This is a genomic window from Kitasatospora sp. NPDC086801, assembly GCF_044745805.1.
Lineage (GTDB): Bacteria > Actinomycetota > Actinomycetes > Streptomycetales > Streptomycetaceae > Kitasatospora.
Genome location: NZ_JBIVAX010000002.1, coordinates 309,694 through 325,824, shown reverse-complemented (window position 1 = coordinate 325,824; position 16,131 = coordinate 309,694). Strand labels below are relative to the sequence as shown.

The window sequence follows — 16,131 nt, the reverse complement described above, 5'->3', positions numbered from 1 at the left end:
GCAGGTACCGCATGTACGCGATCGTTCGCGCAGGCGGCCGCCAGCACAAGGTCGCCGTCGGCGACGTGCTGGAGATCGACCGTATCGAGGCCAAGCCGGGTGACTCGGTCGAGCTCTCGACCATCCTGGTCGTCGACGGCGAGGCCGTCACGTCCGACCCGTGGGTCCTGGCCGGTGTGAAGGCTCACGCCGAGGTCGTCGACCAGACCAAGGGCGACAAGATCGTCATCCTGCGCTACAAGAACAAGACCGGCTACCGCCGTCGCCAGGGTCACCGTCAGAAGCACACCGCGGTGCGCATCACCAGCATCGACTCGGTCAGCAAGTAAGGGGATAGCGAGATATGGCACACAAGAAGGGCGCAAGCTCTACCCGTAACGGCCGTGACTCGAACGCCCAGCGCCTCGGCGTGAAGCGCTTCGGCGGCCAGGTCGTCTCCGCCGGCGAGATCCTCGTGCGCCAGCGCGGCACCCACTTCCACCCGGGTGCGGGCGTCGGTCGCGGTGGCGACGACACCCTGTTCGCGCTGACCGCCGGTGCGGTGCAGTTCGGCACCCGTCGCGGCCGCAAGGTCGTCAACGTCGTGGCCGTCGAGGCCTGAGTCACACCAGACTCACAGTGAAGGGTGGGCCGGAATGTTCCGGTCCACCCTTCATGCTTTACGCAGGTAGAAGCAGACTTTCGCACACTGGAGGCACACCATGACCACCTTCGTGGACCGCGTCGAACTTCACGTCGCCGCGGGTAACGGGGGCCACGGCTGCGCCTCCGTGCACCGGGAGAAGTTCAAGCCGCTCGGCGGCCCGGACGGCGGAAACGGCGGGGAGGGCGGCAGCGTCATCCTCACCGTCGACGCGCAGATCACCACCCTGCTGGAGTACCACCACTCGCCCAAGCGCAAGGCCACCAACGGCAAGCCCGGCGCGGGCGGCCACCGCACCGGCGCGGACGGCGGGGACCTCGTCCTGCTGGTGCCGGACGGCACCGTGGTGCTGGACCGCAACGGCGAGGTGCTGGCCGACCTGGTCGGGCACGGCACCAGCTTCGTCGCCGCCCAGGGCGGCCGCGGCGGCCTCGGCAACGCCGCGCTGTCCTCGGCCCGCCGCAAGGCGCCCGGCTTCGCGCTGCTCGGGGAGCCCGGCGAGGCCCGGGACATCGTGATGGAGCTCAAGTCCGTCGCCGACGTGGCCCTGGTGGGCTACCCGAGCGCCGGCAAGTCCTCGCTGATCTCGGTCCTCTCGGCGGCCAAGCCGAAGATCGCGGACTACCCGTTCACCACCCTGATCCCCAACCTCGGGGTGGTCACCGCCGGCGACACCGTGTACACCATCGCCGACGTGCCCGGTCTGATCCCCGGCGCCAGCCAGGGCCGCGGCCTCGGCCTGGAGTTCCTGCGGCACGTCGAGCGCTGCTCGGTGCTGGTGCACGTGCTGGACTGCGCCACCCTGGAGCCCGGCCGCGACCCGCTGACCGACCTGGAGACCATCGAGGCCGAGCTGGCCGAGTACGGCGGCCTGGAGGAGCGCCCGCGCCTGGTCGCGCTCAACAAGGTGGACGTGCCGGACGGCCAGGACATCGCCGACCTCACCCGGGAGTCCCTGGAGGAGCGCGGCTACCGGGTGTTCGAGGTCTCCGCGGCCTCCCGCAAGGGCCTGCGCGAGCTGAACTTCGCGCTGGCGCAGATCGTCGTCGAGGCGCGCGCCGCCAAGCCGGTCGAGGAGTCGACCCGGATCGTGCTGCGGCCCAAGGCCGTCGACGACGAGGGCTTCACCATCACCGAGGAGGACGGCGCCTACCGCATCCGCGGCATCAAGCCGGAGCGCTGGGTCCGCCAGACCGACTTCTCCAACGACGAGGCCGTCGGCTACCTCGCCGACCGGCTGGCCCGCCTCGGCGTCGAGGACAAGCTGTGGAAGGTCGGGGCGCACGAGGGCGACACCGTCATCATCGGCCCGGACGAGAACGCCGTCGTCTTCGACTGGGAGCCGACCATGGCCGCCGGCGCCGAGATGCTCGGCCGCCGCGGTGAGGACCACCGCCTGGAGAGCCCGCGCCCGGCGGTCGACCGCCGCCGGGAGAAGGAGAAGGGCCGGGACGCGGCCGAGGCCGAGTTCCTCGCCTTCGAGGCGCTGTCCAGCGGTCGCCAGGTCGCCGTCGAGAGCGAAGACGACGACGAGGAGTGACCCGGCCGGCCGGGGTGCGCCCCGAGCCGGTCGGTGCGAACGGCCCCCACCACCCTCCGGGGTGGCGGGGGCCGTTCGCGTGTCCGGTCGTCGCTCGGATCTGACGGAGCGTCACGTCGCCCGGGCGGTCCGGAGCTTCAGCGGGACGGTCGGGTCGGTGACGGGAAGCGTCGAGGACGAATGGGTCCGGCGGGCAGGAAGCCGTCCCCCGATCCGGCGTGCGGTCAGGGACCATACCGGCCGTCCGGACCGGCGTGGCGGCTGCGGCGGCGCCGTGACCGGGGCGGGTCCAGCCGGTGAAACACCCTGCGGGCGACCTGCGCGGATCGCGTAGATTTCGGGATTGACGGCCGGGCCCGGCCCGCCGCACCCGCACCACACCGGAAGGGCGTACAGCGAGATGAGCGAGGACTCACTGCGCGAGGAGGTGCTGACCGCCCGGCGGATCGTCGTCAAGGTCGGCTCCTCCTCCCTCACCACGGCGGCCGGCGGCCTGGACGCCGACCGGGTCGACGCCCTGGTGGACGCGCTCGCCAAGGTGCGCAGCCGCCCGGAGGCGCCCGAGGTCGTCCTCGTCTCCTCCGGCGCCATCGCCGCCGGCCTCGCCCCGCTCGGCCTGGACAAGCGGCCCAAGGACCTGGCCCGTCAGCAGGCCGCCGCCAGCGTCGGCCAGGGCCTGCTGGTCGCCCGCTACACCGCCTCCTTCGCCCGCTACGGCATCCGGGTCGGCCAGGTGCTGCTCACCGCCGAGGACGCCAGCCGGCGCGCCCACTACCGCAACGCCTACCGCACCCTCGACCAGCTGCTGGCGATGGGCGCGATGCCGATCGTCAACGAGAACGACACCGTCGCCACCGCCGAAATCAAGTTCGGGGACAACGACCGGCTGGCCGCGTTGGTCGCCCACCTGGTCCGGGCCGACCTGCTCGTGCTGCTCTCCGACGTGGACGGCCTCTACGACGGCGACCCGGCCCGGCCCGGCACCAGCCGGATCGACCAGGTGAGCGGCCCGCACGACCTCGACGGCGTCCAGATCGGCAGCGCGGGCAAGGCCGGCGTCGGCACCGGCGGCATGGTCACCAAGGTCGAGGCGGCCCGGATCGCCACCGGCGCGGGCATCCCGGTGGTGCTCACCGCCGCCAGCCAGGCCGCCGACGCGCTGGCCGGACGGCGCACCGGCACCCTGTTCCTGCGCACCGGCAGCCGCACCTCCGACCGGATGCTCTGGCTGGCCCACGCGAGCAGCCCGCGCGGCGCCCTGCACCTCGACGCGGGCGCCGTCACGGCCGTCGTCTCCGGCGGCGCCTCGCTGCTGCCCGCCGGGGTCACCAAGGTCGACGGGGAGTTCGCGGCGGGTGATCCGGTGGACCTTCTTGCCGAAAACGGCCACATCGTGGCTCGCGGACTGGTCAACTTTGATGCGAGGGAGTTGCCCCGCCTGCTCGGCCGGTCCACCCGCGACCTGGCCCAGGAGTTCGGCGCCGCGTACGAGCGCGAGGTCGTCCACCGCGACGACCTGGTCGTTCTGCGCGGCTGACCGGCCGGTGTGCCGGTTCGGGCCGACCGGCAGAGCGAGGTCGGCGGGCCGCTCCGCACGGGGAGCGGCCCGGCCGCGGGCGAGGAGCGGTGCAGCCGTACCGGTCGGCCGCGGGCCGGCGGGGCCGGTATGGGGGACGACACGACATCGCCGAACAGGAGGCCGCCGGTGGAACGCAGGCGCGAGGCAGCGCTGACCGCAGGGACGGCGGGCCGGCGGCTGACCAGCATCGACGGCGGACGCGGGGACGGACCCGCCGAGCCGGCCGGTCCGCCGCCGCAGGGGCCCGGCGCGATGCGCAGGCCGTGGTCGCAGCGCGCGGACGCGGGGGAGCCGCCCACCGTGCCCGAGCAGGCCCGGCTCTGGCACGTGGTGCTGAGCGTGTCCGGGCAGGTCACCCCGCTGTCCTCGCTGCGCGCCTCGCTGGAGCGGCTGGCGCACGACCACTCGTTCTTCCTCACCGCCCGCTACGCCGCCGACCACGCCGAGATCCGGTACTGGGAGCAGGCCCGGGACCTGCACGACGCGGCGGCGATCGCGCTGCGGCTGTGGGGCGAGCACAAGGTCACCGCGAACCTGCCGCCGTGGGAGATCGTCGGCCTGGAGGTGGTCGACCGGGCGACGTACCACAAGCGGGTGGCGGAGGGCTTCGGTGATCCGCCGCCGCACCTGGGCGGGGTGCACCCGTACTGAGGCGGGATGCGCCCGTACCTGGGCGGGGTGCGCCCGTACCGAGGGGCCGGGCCGGCTCCCGGGGGCGCCCCGGAGGCGGGTGGGCCGCAGGGGGAGATGCCGTCTCACCGGGCGAAATGGCCGCTCGGCGGCCCCGGCGCAGTCGCTACCCTTGGCGCATGACCAGCGACCTCGCCACCGCCGACAGCCCCGTCCTCGCCGTAGCGCGCCGAGCCCGGGAGGCCGCCGCCGCGCTCGCCCCGCTGCCGCGCAAGGCGAAGGACGCCGCGCTGCTGGCGATCGCGGACTTCCTGGTGGCCCGCAGTGCCGAGATCACCGCGGCCAACGCCGAGGACGTGGCCCGGGCCCGCGAGGCCGGCACCGCCGAGTCGGTGATCGACCGGTTGAGCCTCGACCACGAGCGGATCGCCGCGATCGCCTCCGACGTGCGCGACGTCGTCGGCCTGCCCGACCCGGTCGGCGAGGTGCTGCGCGGCTACACCCTGCCCAACGGCCTGGACGTGCGCCAGGTGCGGGTGCCGCTCGGGGTGGTCGGCATCATCTACGAGGCCCGGCCGAACGTCACGGTGGACGCCGCCGCGCTCTGCCTCAAGTCCGGCAACGCCGTGCTGCTGCGCGGCTCGGCCTCCGCCTACCGCTCCAACACCGCGCTGGTCGCCGTCCTGCGGGACGCGGTCGCCGCGGCCGGGCTGCCCGCCGACGCCGTCCAGCTCGTCCCGGGCGAGAGCCGGGACTCCGTCCAGGAGCTGATGCGGGCCCGCGGTCTGGTCGACGTGCTGATCCCGCGCGGCGGGGCCTCGCTGATCCGTACGGTGGTCGAGGGCTCGACCGTGCCGGTGATCGAGACCGGCACCGGCAACTGCCACGTCTACGTGGACGCGCAGACCGACCTGGCGATGGCCGTCGGCATCCTGCTGAACTCCAAGGCGCAGCGGGTCAGCGTCTGCAACGCGGCCGAGACGCTGCTCGTCCACCAGGACGTCGCGGACGCCTTCCTGCCGCTCGCGCTCGCCGCCCTCGCCGAGGCCGGGGTGACCGTGCACGGCGACGACGCGGTGCTCAAGGCCGCCGAGGGCAGCGCCGCCACCGCGGTGCCCGCCACCGACGAGGACTGGGGCGCCGAGTACCTGTCCTACGACCTGGCCGCGGCCGTGGTGCCCTCGCTGGACGCCGCCGTGGAGCACATCCGCCGCTGGTCCTCCGGCCACACCGAGGCGATCGTCACCACCTCGCAGGCCGCCGCCCGGCGGTTCACCCGATTGGTCGACTCGACCACGGTGGCCGTCAACGCCTCCACCCGCTTCACCGACGGCGCCGAGTTCGGCTTCGGCGCGGAGATCGGCATCTCCACCCAGAAGCTGCACGCCCGCGGCCCGATGGGTCTGCCCGAGCTGACCAGCACCAAGTACATCGTCACTGGTGACGGGCACGTGCGCGGCGAGGCGACGCAGACCGTGGGCGGGGACGCGGACGCGCGCTGAGCGGGGCCCGCGCGGCGGGCCGGCCGGGCCGGGGCGGTCCGCAGCGGTCCGCGTCACACGTGCGACGGACCAACTGCGATGAGCCACAGACAAATCGGCCGCCCGGTAATACGCTGAAGCCGTGGCTGACGATGTGGGGGGCTCGCCGTACCCCGACGGCGCCGACCACGGTGGTGCGGACGACGAGTTCGCCACCGTGGTCTTCGATGAGGCCTTCGTCCGGTCCGCCGCCGTGCACGAGCCGACGGCCAAGGAGCGGCAGCTCGCCGCCGCCGAGGCCCGGTTCGAGCCGGACACCGCGGGCCCGGGCTGGGGCTATGACGTCACGGCCGGGGACGGGCTGCCGCTGGAGCTGCGCCCGCACCCGAGCGGACGCGACGACGACCATCTCTACCCCGATCCCTGGTCGGGCCCCGGCCGGGCGACCGGCCGCCCGGGCCGCCGCCGACGCGGCTACGACCCGGTGCGTGCGCGCGGGCGGTACGTGGCCCAGCAGCGCTGGCACCGGCCGGTGGCCTGGGTGCTCGCCGTGATCATGGGTGTGAGCCTGGTGGCGGTCGCGGTCGCGGCGATCTACCAGGGCGTGGGCGGCTCCTCCGGCGCGCCCCGGCGCCCGGAGTCCGGCAGCAGCAGCCCCGGGACCGACCCGGGGCCCGCGCCGGCCGAGCCGTCGCTCGTGGTCACCGCACCCGCGGGGTGACGCCGTAGGACACGCTCCGGGGGTGGTGCGCGCCGGGGCGGGTGGTCGCGGGGCGTTCCCGGGAATCTGCGGGAGCACTCTCGTGGCGGGGCGGGGGTGCGTCTTACCCTGGTGTCATGGGTGACCCGCGAGAGCCTCCTGAGGGTGCGCCCGACGGTGGTTCCGGCAATGAGGACGAGTACCGGTCCGTCGTCTTCGACGAATCGTTCGTCCGGGCTGCCCGGATCCAGGAGCTGTCCGCCCAGGAGCGGCTGGCCGGGTCCTTCGGCCGGGCCACCCGGCCGCGGGTGCGGTTCGGCCCGCTGGGCAGTGTGCCCCGGCAGGCGCTCGCCCTGCTGTTGCTCGTCCTGCTGGCCTTCGGGGCCGCGGTGTACTTCGGGGTCAGCTCGCCGAACCGGATCTCGGCCCGGCCCGAGGGCAGCCAACTGACCGTCAGCCTGGTCGCGTTGAGCCCGGCCTCGGTGGTCCGGCCGGTCGCCGACCCGGCCAACCCGTTCGCCGCGCTGCCGGTCGGGTACAGCGACGGGGCGATCGGACTGGGCACCCCGACCGGGGCCGCCACCGGGCACTTCAGCCGGGTCGAGGTCACCAAGGCGCTCGACACCGTCCAGCGCTACCTGGTGGCCTCCTCGCTGGCCCCGGCCACCCTCGTCCAGGGCGCGACCGCCGACGTGCGGGCCTTCGTCACCCCCGGGGAGCAGGCCCAGTTCGACGCCAGCGTGACCCAGCCCGTCGACGACCGGCACCACGCGCTGACCGGCTGGGTGGTCCGCTTCGACCCGGCGCAGGTCGCGCTGGCCGCCGACACCGTGAAGGTGACCGGTGCGATGCGGATCGACGAGGCCGACGGCGGCACGCTGCAGATCACCACCGACCACACCTTCGTCTACGCGCTGAAGCCGGCCGGGGCCCCGGCCGGTGCGCCGGTCACCCTGGAGACCGTCCGGCGGCAGCTGACCTTCCAGTTCGACCGGGTCGACCTGGCCTCGGCGCAGCTGCGGCTGGTGGACTCGGTGATCCAGGCCGGGCCGGAGCCCTGCACCACCTCGATGGCCGGCTTCCTCCAGCCGGTGCTGGCCACCCCGCAGGGCACCCAGGTCCCGCCGCCGGCGCCGATCGACCCGGGCAACCACGCGCAGCCGGCCTGGCAGGTGTGCGGGGTGTTGGCGCCTTAGGGCGTGTTAGGGCGTGCCCTCAGGGGCCAGCGGGATTCGGACCACCGCGCGGGCGCCCGGGCCGGGCGACGGCGGGTCGGTGAAGGCGGCGGTGCCGCCGACGCCGCGGGCGATCGAGCGGACCAGGGCGAGGCCCAGGCCGGCGCCGCCGGCGTCGCGGGAGCGGGCGTCGTCCAGCCGGACGAACCGGTCGAAGACCCGCTCCCGGTCCTCCGGCGGGATGCCCGGGCCGTCGTCCGTGACGGTCAGCACGGCGTGCCCGTCCTCGACGGTCACCGAGACGGCGACGGCGGTGCGGGCGTGCCGGGCGGCGTTGTCGAGCAGGTTGCGCACCAGCCGGCCCAGCCGCAGTTCGCTGCCCGGGACGGGTGCGGGCTCCAGGGAGACGGCCAGGAAGGCGGGCCCGCCGGAGGGCAGGTGGGTGCGTTCGCCGATCTGCTCGCCGACCAGGTCGGCGAGGTCCACCGGCTCGCCGCCGAGCGGCCCGGCGGGCTCCTCGACGGCGGCGAGCAGCAGCAGGTCGTCGGTGAGCAGTTGCAGCCGCTCGGTGTCGGTGAGCGCGTCGCGCACCACCTGCGGCCACTCCACGCCCGCCGGGTGGGCCAGCGGCACCTCCAGCGAGTTGCGCAGCGCGGCCAGTGGGCTGCGCAGCTCGTGCGAGGCGTCCGAGACCAGCCGGCGCTGCTCGTCGATCGCGTGTTCCAGGCGGCCGAGCGTGGTGTTGGTGGTCTCGGCCAGCCGCGCGATGGCGTCCCGCGAGGGCGGCACCGGGACGCGCTCGTGGAAGGCGCCGGCGCCGATCCGGGCCATGCCCCGGCGGATCGACTCCACCGGCCGCAGCGCCAGGCCGGTGACCAGCCAGGCGATCAGGGCGGTGAACAGGGTCGCGGCGGGCAGCACGTAGCGCAGCAGGATGCCGGTGGTCCGGTCCTCGGCCTGGTCGGCGGCGGTGGGGTTGACCAGCAGGTAGACGGTGACGCGCTGGGCCGGCAGGCCCGCGATGCCGGTGTACTTCTCCAGCGCCTCCGAGGACGCCTGGTCGGTGATCCGCTTGAGCAGGGTGACGTCCCGGCCGGTGAGGTCGGGGCCGCTCCGCGGCGGGTGCCACAGCCGGGTGTGGACGGGCAGGTGGATCCGGATCCGGTCGGTGCGGCCCGGGTTGGCGTTCTGGGGGTAGGACGGCATCTTGGTGAAGGGTTCGACCGGCAGACCGGCGTACTCCTCCAGCAGGGTGCTGGCCTGGACCCAGGAGACGTTCGTGCGGGTGTCGTTCCAGACGCGACCGGCATCCCAGGGGCGGACCGGGAACGCCAGCCGTCCGTCCGCCAGGACCAGGGCGAAGGACTCCTGCAGGGATTCGACCCAGGTCTGTGAACCGCCGGGTATGTCGTGGGTGACGAGCTGGATGCTGCGCTCGGCCTGCTTCTCGGTGACGGCCGTCCACTGGTCGTGGACCGCGCCGCCGACCCAGAGGCTGGCCACCGAGAAGGCCAGCACCGAGGCGAGGGCCGCGCCGAGGGCGGCGCGGATGCGGAGCGAGGAGCGGTGCCAGGGGCGCAGCAGCGGGCGGAGGCGGTCAGTGCGCATCGGGCACCAGCCGGTATCCGGCGCCGCGCACCGTCTCGATCCGGCAGCCGATGCCGGGCACGTTCAGTTTCCGCCGCAGGGCGGCGATGTAGACCTCGACGATGTTCACGTCGCCCCGGAAGGCGGCGTCCCAGACGGTGTCCAGGATGCCGCCCTTGGGGATCACCTCGCCGGGTCGGTGGGCCAGGCACTCCAGCACGGCGAACTCCTTGGTGGTGAGCCGGACCTGCCGGTCGGCGGCGGTGCAGCGGCGGGCCGCCGGGTCGATCCGCAGCGCGCCGACCGCGAGCACCGGTGGGCGGGCGACGGCGCCGCGGCGCAGCAGGGCGCGCAGCCGGGCGGTGAGCACGACGTAGGAGAACGGTTTGCTGAGGAAGTCGTCGGCGCCGCAGTCCAGCGCCTCGGCCTCGTCGTACTCGCCGTTCTTCGCGGTGAGCATCAGAATCGGTACGGAATTCCCGGCGCCGCGCAGTTCGCGGCAGACCTTGAAGCCGTTGAGGCCGGGCAGCATCAGATCGAGCACGATCACCGAATAGGGCTCGACGAGGGCGAGTTCGAGCCCCTGGACGCCGTCGGCCGCCAGGTCGACCGCGTATCCCTCGGCCGCCAGTCCCTGCCTCAGGGACTGCGCGAGCCGCTCCTCGTCCTCGACGATCAGTAGCCGCATGACGCCCATCCTTGGTGGAATTACGTTTTCCCGCAACGGCCTTGACCGGCTTGCCCGGGATATCCGAGCTGAAGTTTTCCTCAGCTTTCCTCAGTTTCCCTTCAGTGCGGAATTCCTAGCGTCCGGACCATGGATTTCCGACGTGTGCTGCCGTGGTCGGTGGCCGCCCTGTTCGCCCCGCTGTACGCGGCCGTCTCGCTCACCCGGCACGCCCGGTTGGAGAGTTCGGGTTTCGACTTGGGCATCTTCGAGGAGGCGGTGCGCGCCTACTCCCGGCTCGAAGCGCCGGTGGTCGCGCTCAAGGGCGCGGGTTTCAACCTCCTGGGCGACCACTTCAGCCCGGTGCTGGCGGTGCTGGCGCCGTTCTACCGGCTCTGGCCGGGTGCCGGGACGCTGCTGGTGGCGCAGGCGCTGCTGGTGGCGCTGTCCGCGGTGCCGGTGACGGCGTACGCGGTGCGGGTGCGGGTGCTGGGGCCGGCGGGCGGGGCGGTCGCCGGGGTCGCGTACGGGCTGTCGGCGGGGTTGCAGAGTGCGGTGGCGTTCGACTTCCACGAGGTGGCCTTCGCGGTGCCGCTCGCGGCGGCCGCGGTGGTGGCGCTGGCCCGGGAGCGGTACGGCCCGGCGGTGGCGTGGGCGCTGCCGCTGCTGCTGGTCAAGGAGGACCAGGCGCTGCTGGTCGCGGCGGTCGGCGGCTACGTGTGGTGGCGCGGGCGGCGCCGGCTGGGGGCGGCCACCGTGCTGGCGGCGGTGGCGGCCGGGCTGCTGGTCACCCTGGTGGTGATCCCGGGGGTGAACCCGGGCGGCGAGTACACGTACGCGCACATGGGGGAGCCCGGCGGCGGGAACCCGGTGGTCCGGCTGCTGTTCCCGGAGGTCAAGGCGCTGACCGTCCTCCTGCTGCTGGCGCCGACGTTGCTGGCGCTGCGCTCGCCGCTGGTGCTGCTGCCGGGCGTGCTGCTGGCGGCCCGGTTCTGGGTGGTCAATCCGGCGTTCTGGCGCACCGGGCAGCACTACGACGCGGTGCTGATGCCACTGCTGTTCACGGCGGGGCTGCACGGGGCGGGCCTGCTGCGGGGGGCGCGCCTTCGTCTGCGCCCGGGCCGGGGGCTGCCGGTGGCGGCGGGGATGCTGGCCGTCACGGTGGCGCTGACCGCCACCGGCCCGGTGGCGGGCGTGCTGTCGGGGGAGGCCTGGCGGGGCGACGGGCGGGCGGCGCAGGTGCGCCGGGTGCTGGCGGTCGTCCCGGACGGCGCCCGGGTGGCCGCCGCCAACCACCTGGCGCCGCAGTTGACCGGGCGCTGCACGGTGTCGCTGTTCCCGTACCTGACGCCGCCGGACGGGCCGGGCGGGGCGGGCGGGCCGGGCGGCTGGGGGCGGCCGGTGGCGGAGTGGGTGGCGGTGCTGGACGAGCTGGACGACTTCCCGGTGCCGGAGGAGGAGCAGCGGCGGTTCCTGGCCGGGCTGGTCGACGGCGGCGGTTACCGGCGGGTGGCCGCGGGGGCCGGGGTGGTGGTGTACCACTGGCAGCGGGGGTAGGCGCCCGGCAGGCCGACGGCCGGTGACCCCGGGCGGGGGGCACCGGCCGTCGGCGCGGGCGCGCGGGTCAACCGTCGGTGCGCTCGCCCCGGTCGGTGCGGCCGTCCTCGCGGGTGGCGGAACCGCCGCGGGAGCCGCCGGTGAACGTGTCGGCGAAGGTGTCGCGGAGCTTGCCGCCGACGGTCGCGGCGCCGCCGGCCACGTCGCGGATCAGGCCCATCAGCGGGTCCTTGCTCTCCTTCACCGAGGTCGTGTAGTGGTCGGCGGCGGCCTTCCACTGCTCGCCGACCGAGGTGTCCGGGTCGTCCGCGCGGCGCGGGTAGGCGCCGGCCAGGATCGAGCGGTACTCGTCGCTCTCCGCCCACTTCTTCAGCTGGGCGACCCGCACCACCGCGAACGGGTGGCTCTGCGGCAGCAACTGGAGCAGCTTGAGGACGCCGTCGCGCAGGTCGCCGGCCTTGTCGTACTCCTCGGCCTGCTCCAGGAAGGCGTCGACGTTCAGTTCGGCCAGGTTGTGCCCGCCGGCCAGTTTCATCAGGGCGCGCATGGACGCCTGGAGGTCCTGCCCGGCGAGCAGGCCGGCCCGGTCGCTGGACAGCTCCGCCTTGCGGAACCACTCCTTGAGCGCGGTGACGATCGCCATGATCGCCAGGTTGCCGAGCGGTATCCAGGCGACCCGGGTGGCGATGTTGGTGAGGACCATCAGCATCGTCCGGTAGACCGCGTGGCCGGACATCGCGTGGCCGACCTCGTGGCCGATGACCGAGCGCAGCTCCTCCTCGTCGAGCAGCTCGACCAGGCCGCTGGTGATCACGATGATCGGGGTGTCGATGCCGATGCAGTACGCGTTGACCGTCGGGTCCTGGGTGACGTACAGGTCCGGGACCTGCTCCCGGTCGAGCACGTAGGCGGCGTCGCGCACCATGTCGTACAGCTCGGGGAACTGGCGCTCGGAGGTCTTCACGGCGGTGGCCAGGAACATCAGCCGGATCGAGCGTTCGGACACCAGCCCGGCGAGCTTCTTCAGGACCTCGTCGAAGCCGGTGAGCTTGCGCAGGGCGACCAGGGCGGAGCGGTCCGCGGGGTGCTCCCAGGCGCGGGTGGAGATGTCGGGGAAGCGCTGGCGCCGTCGGCTCGGGGTCTTCGCGGTCGGGTCGGTCATGGTCTGAGTACCTCCTGGTCGACGGCGGCCCCGGCTCGGCGGCCGGCCCCCGCTGGTCTTCGCCTGCAACGACTGTCCTTGCAACGTCCGCGGTTGCGTACTCGTCCCCGTGGCCAGCGTACGCGCGGGCCGGGCCACGCCGCAGGGGCCGGTGGGCGGCGCCGGCGTGAGGCCGGTTTACCCTGAATGCCCTGGAGAACCGAGACCGGACCCGGCCGCGGTACCGAGCAGTTCGAGGAGCCCCGCAGATGTCCACCGACGCGCTTGTCAGCCTGGCCGCACCCATCTCGGACGAGGCCGGTCCGGGCCTGTTCCTGCGGATCATCGTGGTGGCGTCGTTCGTCGGCGTCGGCCTGCTGGTCTGGATCATGGCGCGGGCCTTCCGCGGCAACTGAGCACCGTCGCCCCGCTCGGGCTCACGCCCGGTCAGCGGCGGTGGGCCGCCGAGCGGTTGCCGGGTAAGCCCCCGTACGATGACAGGTGGGCCTTCATCGGCCCGGAAGAACCCCTGGTCCGTTCACCCGAGCCGAGAAGGTCCCGCCGACCATGAACACTGCCGCCGCACTCCCCGTCCTGAACCTGCTCGCCGAGGGCGAGGGGGGCAACCACGAGAGCCTGAACCCGTACCTGACGGGTGGCGCCGCACTGTTCATCCTGGCGCTCCTGCTCTTCGTGACCACCCGCTTCAACCGGGACCGCTGAGCCGCCTCCCGGGGCCGCTCGGGGAGCGTCCGGCGCACCGGCCGGCCGCTCCCTCACGCGTCTCCGGACAACCCCCACCCGGGCGTTCCCGCACCGTAACGGGCGTCGCGTAAGGTGTGGCGGCATGGGAGAGCAGGCCGGGAATCCCGGCGGACCGGAACCGGTGAAGAAGCGCCTCGGGGTGATGGGCGGCACCTTCGACCCGATCCACCACGGCCACCTGGTCGCCGCCAGCGAGGTGGCGAGCGCGTTCCACCTGGACGAGGTGATCTTCGTGCCGACCGGGCAGCCGTGGCAGAAGAGCGACCGCCACGTCACCCCGGCCGAGGACCGCTACCTGATGACGGTCATCGCCACCGCCGAGAACCCGCAGTTCTCGGTCAGCCGGATCGACATCGACCGCGAGGGCCCGACGTACACCGTCGACACCCTGCGCGACCTGCGCGCCGAGCACCCGGACGCCGACCTCTTCTTCATCACCGGCGCCGACGCGCTCGCCCAGATCCTGTCCTGGCGCGACTCCGAAGAGCTCTTCTCGCTCGCCCACTTCATCGGGTGCACCCGCCCGGGACACATCCTGTCGGACGCCGGGCTCCCGGTCGGCGGGGTCTCCCTGGTCGAGGTCCCCGCGCTGGCCATCTCCTCCACGGACTGCCGCAACCGGGTCGCCAAGGGCGAGCCGGTCTGGTACCTCGTCCCGGACGGCGTGGTCCGCTACATCGACAAGCGGGCGCTCTACGCGCCGCACCGGACCTGACCAGGAGCGGGCGTGACTGAGCGAAGCGGCGGAGGCCAGCAGCACCAGCAGCAGCCGGAGGACTGGTCGACCGGGCAGTACCAGCAGTACCAGGGCTACCAGCAGCAGCCCGAGCAGCTTCCGCAACAGCAGTACGAGCAGCAGTACGACCAGTACGGGCAGCCGGTGTACGCCCAGGACCCGTACGGCTACCAGGAGCAGCAGCCGTACCAGGCGTACCAGCAGCCCCCGCAGCAGCAGTACGAGCAGCAGCAGTACGACCAGTACGGGCAGCCCGTGCAGGCGTACCAGCAGCAGGGGGGCTACGGCTACCAGGACCCGGCGTACGGGGAATGGGGGTCCCCCCGGCCGGAGGCCGGCGGGGGCTACCAGCAGCAGGCCTACCCGGCCGCGCCGGGGGCGGGCGAGCCGGTGGCGGCCGGGCCCGAGGCCGTCGTCGCGCCCGCCCCCGCGCCCGTCGCCCCCGCGCCCGTCGCCCCCGCGCCCGTCGCCCCCGCGCCCGTCGCCCCCGCGCCGTCGCGCCCGCGCGTGCCCCGGCCCGCCGCCGGGGCGGCGGACGCCAAGCCCGAGCCGCCGTCCGAACTGGTCGGCGGGGCCCGGGCCGGCAAGGCCGGCGGCAAGGCGGCCAAGGACGACTACCCCACGGACGAGTTCACCTTCGTCGACGAGGAGGCGGAGGAGTCCGAGGACGTCATCGACTGGCTGAAGTTCGCCGAGTCCCGCAGCGAGGTGCGCGCTGAGCGCCGCCGCCGGCTGCGCAACCGGCTGATCGGCCTCGGCGCGGTGGTGGCGCTCGCGGCGGCCGGCACCGGCGGCTACCTCTGGTTCACCGGCGACAAGCAGACCGCGGCGAGCGCGGCCGGCCCGCGCCAGGTCAACGTGCTCCACCTGCGCGACCTCCAGGGCAAGGTCTCCAGCGCGCTGCTGGTCAACGACTCCACCGGGAAGAAGGGCACCGTGCTGCTGCTGCCCGACACCCTGCGGCTGCCCGGCCCCGGCGACCCGCCGGTCACCACCGTCGGCCAGGCCATGGACAGCATCGGCGCCTCCGCGACCCGCGACGGCCTGTCCACCGTGCTCGGCGCCCCGGTCGCGGGCACCTGGCGGCTGGACACCCCCTACCTGGAGATGCTGGTCTCCCAGCTCGGCGGCGTCCGGGTGGACACCAACGCCGAGACCCACGAGGGCGGCAAGCCGGACGGCAAGCTGCTGTCCGCGGCCGGCAAGAACACCCTGCTGAACGGGAAGGCCGCGGTCGCGTACGCCACCCTCCAGGCGTCCGGCGAGAACCGGGACGCCCAACTGGCCCGGTTCGGGCAGGTGATGGACGCGCTGGTGCGCGCCATGCCCACCGAGTTCAAGGACGCCAAGGACGACGTGCACCGGATGAACGCGGTGCTCGACCCCTCGCTGCCCGAGGACGCCCTCGCCGGGGTGCTCGCCCAGCTCGCCCAGCAGGCGAAGGACGGCCACCTCGGCACCACCGCGCTGACCGTCAAACCGGACGGCGGCCTGGACGAGGCCACCGCCGGCAAGCAGGTCAAGGACGTGCTCGGCGGCACCGTGAAGTCCGCGGCCTCCGCCGACGCCCCCGCCCGGGTCTCGCTCCAGGACGCCACCGGCAACGACCAGGCGGCGGCCGCCGCACAGGTCCAGATCGTGAACTCCGGCCTGACCTTCCTGCCCGGCGGCTCCAAGACCGCGGCGCAGGCCACCAGTGAGATCCGCTACACCGACGACGCCCGGCAGGCCGCGGCGAAGTCGCTGGCGATCAGCCTCGGCCTGCCGGACACGGCGGCGAAGAAGGTCGGCGACGCCCAGAACGCGGACCTGGTGGTCGTGCTCGGCAAGGACTACCAGCCGCCGAAGAGCCAGTAGGCCGCGGCCTCCGGCCCGGGCGGCCCCGGAAAAGCGTTCCGGGGCCGCCCGGGCGGCGTGAGATCCTGGAAGG

16 protein-coding genes are annotated in these 16,131 nt (G+C 74.0%); 13 read left to right on the top strand and 3 right to left on the bottom strand.

Going from position 1 to position 16,131, the window contains the following annotated elements; all coding sequences use genetic code 11:
• The first annotated feature begins 11 nt into the window (after nt 1-11).
• From rplU to ACIPLC_RS04845, 8 genes are all read left to right on the top strand, one after another.
• Nucleotides 12-329, top strand: a complete 318-nt coding sequence (gene rplU, locus ACIPLC_RS04880) for a 50S ribosomal protein L21 (protein ID WP_188307842.1) — start codon at nt 12-14, stop codon at nt 327-329.
• A 14-nt stretch (nt 330-343) separates the two neighbouring features.
• Nucleotides 344-601: a 50S ribosomal protein L27 gene (gene rpmA, locus ACIPLC_RS04875; protein WP_344342406.1), complete on the top strand. Its 258-nt coding sequence runs from the start codon at nt 344-346 to the stop codon at nt 599-601.
• 100 nt (nt 602-701) lie between these two features.
• Nucleotides 702-2,183 carry a GTPase ObgE gene (gene obgE, locus ACIPLC_RS04870; protein ID WP_400471131.1) on the top strand — a complete coding sequence of 494 codons (1,482 nt, stop codon included), beginning with the start codon at nt 702-704 and terminating at the stop codon, nt 2,181-2,183.
• Nucleotides 2,184-2,583: 400 nt separating this feature from the next.
• Nucleotides 2,584-3,720, top strand: coding sequence for a glutamate 5-kinase (gene proB / locus ACIPLC_RS04865; protein ID WP_400471129.1), 1,137 nt, complete (start codon nt 2,584-2,586; stop codon nt 3,718-3,720).
• Between the two features lie 168 nt (nt 3,721-3,888).
• On the top strand, nt 3,889-4,413 hold the full coding sequence (locus tag ACIPLC_RS04860; RefSeq protein ID WP_400471127.1) for a hypothetical protein: 525 nt from the start codon (nt 3,889-3,891) through the stop codon (nt 4,411-4,413).
• A 158-nt stretch (nt 4,414-4,571) separates the two neighbouring features.
• Entirely contained in the window at nt 4,572-5,894 is a 1,323-nt protein-coding gene (locus ACIPLC_RS04855; RefSeq protein WP_400471125.1) for a glutamate-5-semialdehyde dehydrogenase, read from the top strand.
• A gap of 121 nt (nt 5,895-6,015) precedes the next feature.
• The gene (locus tag ACIPLC_RS04850) at nt 6,016-6,594 is read left to right on the top strand and encodes a hypothetical protein (RefSeq protein ID WP_400471123.1); all 579 of its coding nucleotides are present in this window, start codon (nt 6,016-6,018) and stop codon (nt 6,592-6,594) included.
• 116 nt (nt 6,595-6,710) lie between these two features.
• Nucleotides 6,711-7,769 carry a hypothetical protein gene (locus ACIPLC_RS04845; RefSeq protein WP_400471121.1) on the top strand — a complete coding sequence of 353 codons (1,059 nt, stop codon included), beginning with the start codon at nt 6,711-6,713 and terminating at the stop codon, nt 7,767-7,769.
• Between the two features lie 6 nt (nt 7,770-7,775).
• On the opposite strand, the gene ACIPLC_RS04840 is transcribed toward ACIPLC_RS04845, so the two are convergent.
• Together ACIPLC_RS04840 and ACIPLC_RS04835 are read right to left on the bottom strand one after the other, a co-directional pair.
• Nucleotides 7,776-9,356, bottom strand: a complete 1,581-nt coding sequence (locus ACIPLC_RS04840) for a sensor histidine kinase (protein ID WP_400471119.1) — start codon at nt 9,354-9,356, stop codon at nt 7,776-7,778.
• A complete protein-coding gene (locus ACIPLC_RS04835; RefSeq protein ID WP_400471117.1) occupies nt 9,346-10,023 on the bottom strand; it encodes a response regulator transcription factor in 678 nt (225 codons plus the stop codon). Before ACIPLC_RS04835 ends, ACIPLC_RS04840 begins: the two co-directional genes overlap by 11 nt.
• A 129-nt stretch (nt 10,024-10,152) precedes the next feature.
• On the opposite strand from ACIPLC_RS04835, the gene ACIPLC_RS04830 reads away from it, so the two are divergent.
• Complete coding sequence (locus tag ACIPLC_RS04830; RefSeq protein ID WP_400471115.1) at nt 10,153-11,559, top strand: DUF2079 domain-containing protein; 1,407 nt, start codon at nt 10,153-10,155, stop codon at nt 11,557-11,559.
• Nucleotides 11,560-11,626: 67 nt separating this feature from the next.
• On the opposite strand, the gene ACIPLC_RS04825 is transcribed toward ACIPLC_RS04830, so the two are convergent.
• On the bottom strand, nt 11,627-12,721 hold the full coding sequence (locus ACIPLC_RS04825) for a M48 family metallopeptidase (protein WP_400471113.1): 1,095 nt from the start codon (nt 12,719-12,721) through the stop codon (nt 11,627-11,629).
• A 248-nt stretch (nt 12,722-12,969) separates the two neighbouring features.
• Between ACIPLC_RS04825 and ACIPLC_RS04820 the strand changes: the two genes are divergently transcribed.
• The 4 genes from ACIPLC_RS04820 to ACIPLC_RS04805 all read left to right on the top strand — a co-directional run bounded on the left by ACIPLC_RS04820 (nt 12,970) and on the right by ACIPLC_RS04805 (nt 16,058).
• Nucleotides 12,970-13,116, top strand: a complete 147-nt coding sequence (locus ACIPLC_RS04820; protein ID WP_400471111.1) for a hypothetical protein — start codon at nt 12,970-12,972, stop codon at nt 13,114-13,116.
• Nucleotides 13,117-13,267: 151 nt separating this feature from the next.
• Nucleotides 13,268-13,423 (top strand): hypothetical protein, encoded by a 156-nt coding sequence (locus tag ACIPLC_RS04815; RefSeq protein WP_400471109.1) that lies wholly within the window; start codon nt 13,268-13,270, stop codon nt 13,421-13,423.
• Nucleotides 13,424-13,547: 124 nt separating this feature from the next.
• Nucleotides 13,548-14,180 carry a nicotinate-nucleotide adenylyltransferase gene (gene nadD / locus ACIPLC_RS04810; RefSeq protein WP_400471107.1) on the top strand — a complete coding sequence of 211 codons (633 nt, stop codon included), beginning with the start codon at nt 13,548-13,550 and terminating at the stop codon, nt 14,178-14,180.
• Between the two features lie 12 nt (nt 14,181-14,192).
• Entirely contained in the window at nt 14,193-16,058 is a 1,866-nt protein-coding gene (locus ACIPLC_RS04805) for an LCP family protein (RefSeq protein WP_400471105.1), read from the top strand.
• The last annotated feature ends 73 nt before the right edge of the window (nt 16,059-16,131 follow it).

Bases quoted from the DNA above. Each gene is read 5' to 3' on its own strand.
- ACIPLC_RS04830 (WP_400471115.1), top strand. From the start codon at position 10,153: ATGGATTTCCGACGTGTGCTGCCGTGGTCGGTGGCCGCCCTGTTCGCC.
- proB (WP_400471129.1), top strand. From the start codon at position 2,584: ATGAGCGAGGACTCACTGCGCGAGGAGGTGCTGACCGCCCGGCGGATC.
- ACIPLC_RS04815 (WP_400471109.1), top strand. From the start codon at position 13,268: ATGAACACTGCCGCCGCACTCCCCGTCCTGAACCTGCTCGCCGAGGGC.
- ACIPLC_RS04845 (WP_400471121.1), top strand. From the start codon at position 6,711: ATGGGTGACCCGCGAGAGCCTCCTGAGGGTGCGCCCGACGGTGGTTCC.
- ACIPLC_RS04835 (WP_400471117.1), bottom strand. From the start codon at position 10,023: ATGCGGCTACTGATCGTCGAGGACGAGGAGCGGCTCGCGCAGTCCCTG.
- ACIPLC_RS04855 (WP_400471125.1), top strand. From the start codon at position 4,572: ATGACCAGCGACCTCGCCACCGCCGACAGCCCCGTCCTCGCCGTAGCG.
- ACIPLC_RS04820 (WP_400471111.1), top strand. From the start codon at position 12,970: ATGTCCACCGACGCGCTTGTCAGCCTGGCCGCACCCATCTCGGACGAG.
- rpmA (WP_344342406.1), top strand. From the start codon at position 344: ATGGCACACAAGAAGGGCGCAAGCTCTACCCGTAACGGCCGTGACTCG.
- rplU (WP_188307842.1), top strand. From the start codon at position 12: ATGTACGCGATCGTTCGCGCAGGCGGCCGCCAGCACAAGGTCGCCGTC.
- ACIPLC_RS04825 (WP_400471113.1), bottom strand. From the start codon at position 12,721: ATGACCGACCCGACCGCGAAGACCCCGAGCCGACGGCGCCAGCGCTTC.
- obgE (WP_400471131.1), top strand. From the start codon at position 702: ATGACCACCTTCGTGGACCGCGTCGAACTTCACGTCGCCGCGGGTAAC.
- ACIPLC_RS04840 (WP_400471119.1), bottom strand. From the start codon at position 9,356: ATGCGCACTGACCGCCTCCGCCCGCTGCTGCGCCCCTGGCACCGCTCC.
- nadD (WP_400471107.1), top strand. From the start codon at position 13,548: ATGGGAGAGCAGGCCGGGAATCCCGGCGGACCGGAACCGGTGAAGAAG.